This window comes from Marinobacter sp. UBA5687 (genome assembly GCF_002420325.1).
Taxonomy (GTDB): Bacteria; Pseudomonadota; Gammaproteobacteria; order Pseudomonadales; family Oleiphilaceae; genus Marinobacter; species Marinobacter nauticus.
Map to the genome: position 1 here is coordinate 21,136 of NZ_DIHV01000089.1, position 8,033 is coordinate 29,168.

The 8,033-nt window shown below is 58.1% G+C and carries 5 protein-coding genes; 2 read left to right on the plus strand and 3 right to left on the minus strand.

Annotated elements, in window-relative coordinates:
* Positions 1-76: 76 nt before the first annotated feature.
* Complete coding sequence (locus B3Y70_RS09565; RefSeq protein ID WP_113878866.1) at positions 77-1,951, plus strand: sensor domain-containing diguanylate cyclase; 1,875 nt, start codon at positions 77-79, stop codon at positions 1,949-1,951.
* On the opposite strand, the gene B3Y70_RS09570 is transcribed toward B3Y70_RS09565, so the two are convergent.
* On the minus strand, positions 1,942-3,387 hold the full coding sequence (locus tag B3Y70_RS09570; RefSeq protein ID WP_226611015.1) for an amidase: 1,446 nt from the start codon (positions 3,385-3,387) through the stop codon (positions 1,942-1,944). The two genes, B3Y70_RS09565 and B3Y70_RS09570, sit on opposite strands and share 10 nt — an antisense overlap.
* A gap of 188 nt (positions 3,388-3,575) precedes the next feature.
* On the opposite strand from B3Y70_RS09570, the gene B3Y70_RS09575 reads away from it, so the two are divergent.
* Positions 3,576-4,184 (plus strand): methyltransferase family protein, encoded by a 609-nt coding sequence (locus B3Y70_RS09575; RefSeq protein ID WP_226611017.1) that lies wholly within the window; start codon positions 3,576-3,578, stop codon positions 4,182-4,184.
* Positions 4,185-4,193: 9 nt separating this feature from the next.
* Here the strand turns inward: B3Y70_RS09575 and djlA are convergent, their stop codons facing one another.
* Positions 4,194-4,976 carry a co-chaperone DjlA gene (gene djlA / locus B3Y70_RS09580; RefSeq protein ID WP_226611019.1) on the minus strand — a complete coding sequence of 261 codons (783 nt, stop codon included), beginning with the start codon at positions 4,974-4,976 and terminating at the stop codon, positions 4,194-4,196.
* A gap of 49 nt (positions 4,977-5,025) precedes the next feature.
* Positions 5,026-7,842, minus strand: coding sequence for an HD domain-containing phosphohydrolase (locus tag B3Y70_RS09585; protein ID WP_226611020.1), 2,817 nt, complete (start codon positions 7,840-7,842; stop codon positions 5,026-5,028).
* Positions 7,843-8,033 lie beyond the last annotated feature (191 nt).

Sequence of the window (8,033 nt, forward strand, 5' to 3'; positions counted from 1 at the left end):
CGTTGTAGCTACCTTGGTGCATACTCAGTCGTAAGCTTATAACAAATAACAAGTGCGTTTGACGCCCGAGACTGCTATGCCACGGCTTTTTGTCTTCCTGACGCTGTTCTTTTATTTGGTGCTCCCTTCCATTGCCCATGCAGATGCCGGAGAGTGGGGGCCCTTTTCCAAACGCCTTGAGCTTTCACGGTTCGTCGATTACTGGAAGGAGACAGGGTCGCCATCGGTTGCTGACATCCGGAACCTTCCGGACCAGGCCTGGACCCGAAACGGTAGTGACAGTGTCAGTCTGGGGTATGGCGAGGATATCTACTGGTTTCGGGTAAAGCTCACCAACACGCTGAAATCGGAAGCCAGTAATTTTCTGGAGATCGGTTACCCTGTCCTGGACCATATTGAGATCTACCGTGAGGTCAGGGGGAAGCTGCTCGAACCGCTGATCCTTGGGGATAAGCGTCCTTTCTACGATCGGCCGATCCACCATCGCAATTTCATTGTCCCGTTGGTGCTGCCCCCGGAATCGTCCACAACGGTTTATCTTCGGGTGGACACCACCAGCTCTATGCAGGTGCCCATGACGCTCTGGGAGCAGGATGCCTTCTACGCGGCTGAACAGGCTCGTAGCCTGTTTGAGGGGATCTATTACGGCATCGTCCTGGTGATGATGCTTTACAACCTTTTCGTCTTCATGGCTGTGGGAGAGCGCAGTTTTCTCTACTACGTTGGCTATATTGCAGCGATGCCGCTTTTCCTGGCGTCACTGCACGGTGTGGCGTTCCAGTACCTCTGGCCTGAGGCGACCTGGTGGAACGACCAATCCATTATTGTGTTCCTGAATCTGGTGGTGCTGTTCGGGGGAGCCTTCAGTATTCGCTTCATCAGTGTGACAAGAAAAAACCACCCGTGGCTGAACCGGTGGACGATGGCGATGATCATGACGGCCGGCCTGCTTGCCCTGGCGGGCCTTCTGATTCCCTACAGGCTGATGATTCTTCCGACGATTATGGTTGCCTTTGTAGGATGCTCCACCATGCTTATGCTGAGTGTGGTGCGCTGGCTGAAGCGTGACCCAGCTGCCCGGTATTACACGGTAGCCTGGGTTTTTATGCTGTTCGGGGGCATCGTATTGGCGCTGAGTAAATTTACCATGCTGCCCAGGAACCTGCTGACTGAGAATGCCACTCAGGTTGGCTCGGCCCTTGGCGTGATTCTGTTATCGCTTGCGCTGGCTGACAGGCTGAACCGGGAGAAGAAGAAGTCGTTTGCGGCCCAGCAGAAGTTATTGCGTGAGGAACGCAAAGCTCGACTGGCCCAGGAAAAATCGTTGCGTGTTCAGCAAGAGGCTAATGCCCTGTTGGAAGAGAGGGTGCAGGAGCGGACCCGCGACCTGGAATCCCTGAACGAACAACTACTGGAACTGAGTGCGACGGATCCCCTTACCGGACTCAAAAACCGGGGGCACTTTGACAAAAAATTTCAGGCTGACGTGGTCCATGCCTATCGGTTTGAGGAGACGCTGTCGCTGCTGGTGGTAGATATTGATCACTTCAAGAGCTTTAACGATACCTACGGACATCTCGTTGGCGATGATTGTCTGAAAATGGTCGCCGACTGCATCAAACGTCACGTCACCCGGCCGCAGGATCTGGCCGCGCGATACGGCGGCGAGGAGTTTGTTGTCCTGTTGCCAGACACTCCGGAAGCGGGCGCCGTTCGGGTCGCAGAGAGAATCCGCGAGGAGATTCAGAAAACAGCTTTCCGGGTCTCCGATCAGGTACTTCATCTGACCGTCAGTATCGGTGTTTGCAGCTGCGCGCCCGCCCGGGCGGACGCTACCAAAGCGTTGTTTGCCTGCGCCGATGACGCGCTTTACCAGGCCAAGGCGGAGGGCCGCAACCGGGTAATTGCAAATACCCAGGCCGGGCAGGACCAGGCAGTCTGTCAGGCCTGATTTGACCGGGCTGCCTGGCTTAGAGTGGGCCAGGGGTGGTTGGCTTCCAGCGCGTAGGCAATTTCAAGTAGCGTTCGCTCATCGCCATGCCGACCCATAAACTGCACCGAAATGGGCAGGTGCTGGCTGCTTTCCCCCATAGGCAAGGCGATAGCCGGAGCACCTGTGGCGTTGGCCAGCGGCGTAAAACTCACATAGCGGGTCAGCCGTTCGAACAGGGTATCGAAAGGTACGCCGGGGTTCAGATGGCCCAGTGGCGGTGTGGTATGTCCCAGGACGGGGGTCAGCACCGCGTCATAATCATTCATGTGCCTCTGATAGTCGTGCCAAGAGCGTTTCAGCCGCCAGATGACAGCGGGCAGGCGCCAGAACTGGCGGCGGAACATTTTGTCCAGGCCATTGGTCAGGCCGTCCACTCGGGATTTGTCGAAATCCGGGTGATAGAGCTTCTTACCGCGGGCTTTTACACCGAACGCGAGCATCCCCCAGTAAAGCGCAAAGTCATCCGGAAATGAGCTGGCGACCGGCACATCCATGGGCTCGATAATGTGCCCCAGCTTTTCCAGGTAGCGGGCCGTCTGCTCCACGGTTAGCCGGGTTTCCGGGTCGGTGGGGTGGCCGTTGATGGAGTCCAGCACCAGGCCAATGCGCAATTGTCGGCCGGAGGGGCCCTGCACATGCCCGATGGCGGGTAGTTTCCGGTTCTTGAACCAGGACTCGGCGTACGCCAGGAAGCCGGCGGTATCGCGCACTGAACGCGTGACGACACCATCACTGATGATGTTGACGGGTAAATCCCGGGCGGCATCATTGTCCACTACGCGCCCCCTCGTCGGCTTCAGGCCCACCAATCCGCAACAGGCCGCCGGTATCCGGATAGAACCTCCACCGTCATTGGCGTGGGCGATGGGCACCACGCCGGCTGCGACCAGGGCGGCAGCACCGCCGGATGAAGCGCCACAGGAATAGTCCAGGTTCCATGGGTTGCGTGTCGGGTCTCCCTGGGCGGGCTCAGTTGAGGCGTTAAAACCGAATTCCGGCAGTGTGGACTTGCCCAGGCAAATATAGCCCTGGGACAACATCTGTTCGGCAAAAGGACTGGTTCTTTTCGCCACCCGGGGCGTGACCGCCTGTGACCCGTGCCCGGTGGGCAAACCCTCAACGTCTGTGTTGTCCTTGATATAAGTAGGTACACCGACAAAGCGGCCAGTCTGGGCGTCCGGTCGCTGGCTCTGTGTCAGCGCTGGCTGATAACGTTCAGCTACCACACCATTGATCACCGGCGCCGCCAGCTGTGCCCGCTCTATCGCCGCCGCCGTCACTTCCTGCGCCGAAACCTCGCCTGAACGAATCCGTTCAGCAAGTGCAGTAGCGTCGTTGTCGGCCATCGCGTCGTTGCGGAAACAATGGAAGCGGGTACTGGGTGGCTGATTCATGGCGGCTCCTGAAAGCAAAAACAGAGGCTTACTAACATAACCCAGGCTTAAACGTGACGATATGTCATTTCAGGTATGGCGTCACAAAATGGGTGCAAAATATGGCAGCAAAGGATTGATCGGTGTCTCTTTCAATGAAGCCTCAAGCACAGTAAGCTGTTTGCCAACCTACTGAACCAGAATGAATAATGGATCTGATCGAGCCAGCTGTCCGGGTTTTTCTCGGCGTTTTTTTCCTGATGATTGGCCTGCAGTTTGCGGCCCGTACGCTCGGCCTGTATTCACGATTGGGCTTCTCTCACATCAATTATGGCAGGGCCGGTACGGCTACCTGGTGGCATCGCCAAACCTTTAACCTGTTCCGGGCTGCGATTCTGCTGGTTTGCCTGGCCAGGATCTGGGTTGATCTGGACGCCTGGTTGGGCGTTTTCTCCCTGCTGTACCACTGGCCGGTGTTACTGGCCGGGGCTGTGCTTCTGCTGGTTTCCTACACAGCCGTGAACTATCTGCAGGCCTACATGCATGAGGACTGGCGTTCCGGCATTGATGACCAGCATGTCAGTGGGCACCTTCTGACCGATGGACCATTTGGTCGCAGCCGGAACCCGCTGTTTCTGGCGGTGATGACGGGGCAGTTGGGGTTCTTTCTGGCGTTGCCCAGCGTGTTTTCGCTGGTGTGCCTGGTGACTGGCGTGCTGGTGATCATGCGCCAGGCCAGGGAGGAAGAGAAAGCCCTGGCCAGGCGTTTTGATGAACAGTACGAGGCCTATTGCAAGCGGGTGCCCCGCTGGTTCTGACTGTCGGGCTCAGGACGCTTTGTTCCGCGCTTCCTTGATCACGTCGTAAGCGTGGCTGATTTCACGGGTTCGTTCTTCCGCCATTTCCCGCATACTTTCGGGCAAGCCGCGTCCGGCGAGTTTGTCCGGGTGGTTTTCACTCATCAGCTTGCGGTAAGCGCGCTTGATCTCGGCGTCTGAGGCCTCTGGCGAGACGCCAAGAACCTTGTAGGCATCATCGATCTGCTGGCTGCTGGAATAATTGCGGGTACCGCCCGCCTGGCCGGCATGGGCACCACGCAGCATAGCTTCAAGCTGGTCGACCTGACTTTCCGGCAGCCCCAGCCCACGGGCGATACGAACCAGCATTTCGTGCTCGGCCGGATGCACCTGCCCGTCTGCGGCAACCGCAGACACCTGTACTTGCAGAAACATCTGCAACAGCACCGGCTGGCGGCCGGAAGCCTGCATGAAGCGCTGGAGTTCGGCGTCCAGGTCGAAGTCCGATGCCTTACCCCGGTTGAACGCTTCCTTGGCCATGGCTTTCTGGGATTTGTTCAGTCGAAAGCGAACGAACATGGCCTCTGCCATCTGGATTTCATCCCGTGAGACCACGCCATCGGCCTTGCACAGGGCGCCCATCACCGCGAACACGGATTCAATGAAACCGGCCTGCAGCCCCTGAAGCTTGCCCAGCAGTCGGCTTTTCATGCGCTGGAACAGGAACGCACCAATGGCTGCGCCAACCAGAAAGCCGGGGAATCGACCAAAGGCATAACCGATCAGACCGCCAAAAATGATTGCGAACAGCATTCTCTATCCTTCGTTGAGTAAACAGTCCTGAGAATATACGTGTTTTTGGTCAGGGCTTCATGAACAGGCTTTCATCCACGGTATCAATCTGCTCGGCCTTCAGGTGCTGGGCACCGTAGCGCCGATAGGTTCCGGAGCGTACGAAGAGCAGGAATACCTCCCGGTCTATATGGCCCTGTCTGGTCATGTTATCCATGATGTTCAGCGCTTCAGACAGTGTCTTGCCCTGCTTGTAAGGGCGATCCACGGCGGTCAGCGCCTCGAAGATGTCAGCCACGGCCATGATTTTCTCGGGAATGCTCATGTCCTCACCGCTCAGGCCGAAGGGGTAGCCCTTGCCGTCCACACGCTCGTGGTGAGTGCCGGCCAGCCGGGGCACACGGGCCAGACGGTCTGGCAGGGGCAGGGCATCCAGCATGCAGATGGTCTGCACGATGTGTTCGTTGATACGGAAGCGCTCTTCTTCCGTCAGGGTGCCGTACTGGATGGTCAGATTGTGGAGTTCTCCCCGGTTGTAGGCATACTCAGGCAGCTTCATGTCAAAGCCCCAGAGATTGCGCGGGTCGTCCCGCTGGACCGGAGGCACCCGGTCGCCCCAGGTGCGAATATGCCAGGGTTTGTCTGCCAGCAGTGGCTCTGTGGCGGGCAGTGCCGCTTCCGGAGAATCCGCCAGGGCTTGCTGCTCATCCCCGGAGAGGCCCAGTCGGTCACTGAAATGGCGTTGCCAGGTCTGGGCTCCGATCTGGCGAATGCGCGCTACATCCTCGTCCGACATGGACTCACTGCCCACATTGGCGTTTGCCAGGAAGCCAAAGTCAGCCTGCAATTGTGCCTGAGCCTCATCTCTGTAACGGGCAGCCTCGGTCGGGTCTTCTCCATTCAGGCAGGCTTGAAGGTAACGGATCTCGGCATCCCGGTGCAGGATTTCAAAGCGGGCCCGGATTTCGTGGATGCGGTTATAGATGGTTTCCAGCTTTACGGCTTTGTCGACCACATATTCCGGGCTGGTGATCTTGCCGCAGTCGTGCAACCAGGCCGCCAGGTGAAATTCGTAACGTTCGTCTTCGTTCATGCGGAAATGGGCAAAAGGCCCTTCCGATGCCTGCTCTGCCACCTCCGTGATCATCTGGGCGAGCTTGGGCACCCGCTCGCAATGGCCGCCGGTGTAGGGCGACTTGGCATCAATGGCGCTGGCCACCAGGCGGATAAACCCATCGAGCAGGGCCTGCTGGCTTTCGATCAGTTCACGGGTTTCGATGGCAACTGCGGCGGAGCCGGCAATTTCATCCACGAAAACAATCAGGTCATCACTGAGGTGGGTGTGGTCGCCCACTTCCATTTCGATGATCAATGCACCAATGAGTTTCTTGCGTCGATTACGCAGGATGGCAAACACCGGGTGGCCGGATATGTGGTTTCTGAGCTGGCGAATGATCTCGTTATCGTCTGCCGCCTGGTTGATGGCTGGCAGGCTGGCGGGCAGTTCAAGTCCGCGGTTAACAGCCAGGTCGAGCTTATGTTCATGGCTGCTGTACAGGTAAATAGCGCCCCGTTCCTGGCTGACGATGGCGATGATCTGATCAAGAATGTCGCGTAACAACTGGTTCAGGTCCTGGCCCCGGTTGAGCACCGTGGCGATGTTCTGGAAGCTTCGGATGGTGCGGGCCATGTCATCCAGGGCAATGCTGAGTTCCGAGGCTTCCCGGATATGGGACTCCGAGCGGATTGGCGTGTCAAAGCGGAAGCGGGAGAGGCTGCTGACCCGGTCGGTCAGGCGTTCAAGGGGTTTGCCCACCTGGCGCCCCATAAACCAGCCAAGTATCAACAGCAGAAGCGCTATGGCGCCGGCGATCGCGGTCTGTCGGGCAAGGGCGGCCCAGACATCGGCCAGCAGTTCATCCGAGGGAATGGCGACAACTACTGAGAGTGATTCATCGGGCAGGGTTCCAAGTTGCTCGGCCATGCCATACCAGTCACGGCCCTGCTGCTGAAAGCGGCGGATTTCCCGGTTGGTGCCCGGCTCAAGCACCTGGCGGATCACGGCATCGGGTTCGGTATTACCGTCGGCGTCTGCAAGGAGTTCCCCGGAAGCGCTGACAATGGCCAGCCGGCTGCCTGCGGTCTGTTTCAGCTCCGCCAGTTGCGAGCCCAGGTCGGTCACGGTGACATCAACACCCAGCACGGTACCCGGGATACTGGCGGCCCTCTGAGACAGGGTCAGCCCGGTTTCCTGGGTGGTGAAAAACACATAAGGCGCTGATAGCTGGAGCGAATCTCCGGCCCTGGCTGCCTGATACCAGGGGCGCTGGCGGGGATCATAGTCGTAATCCGGCAGCGAGCGGCGTTCGAGCAGTTCCAGGTCGCTGTTATAGAATTGCCAGATGCCCTTGCGCAGGTTGCCCTGGTATTCCAGGCTTTGCAGCAGATAGCGACTGGTTGCGGGGGCGTCCGGAAACTGGAGTGAGCCCGAACTGCGAATCTTACGGAACAGGAAAAAATCGCCATTGTCATAGCCTGCGTATACCGCACTGACAATATCGCTGCTGGTGAGCACATCGGCAATCACCGGAAGGCGTTGTAGTCGTTGCTCAAGGGTGGAACTCTGGGTGAGTGGGTCGTGCCGCAACAAGGCCAGCGCCGTAGCCGGCGGTTGGGTAATGGCATTGATACGATCGTCCACGCTGAGAGCCAGCTGTCGAGCAGTGGCGGCGGCAGCGGTGACCTTGGCCTGTTCCATGCCCCGATAACTCTGGGCCACCAGTGTGATGGCCAGTATCAGCATTCCCAGGGTGATGGCAGACGCAATCAGGAATGCCAGTGATACCCGGGCGGTCTGTTTGTTGTGTGGCGGTTTTGTCTGTCTCACAGCGTCGGGATCCAACGACGGATGAAGGGTTCTCTAAGTGTAGACGCTCTGCGGGCGTTATTCTGATTTCAGAAGATAAACGGGTGGCTTATGACGCCAGATCTGTTTTCCGGGTTGAATGATCAACCGACAGTGGAAGCCTTTGACGAGGGTGTGGTTGTGCTACGGCGCCATGCCGTGAAGCACCAGCA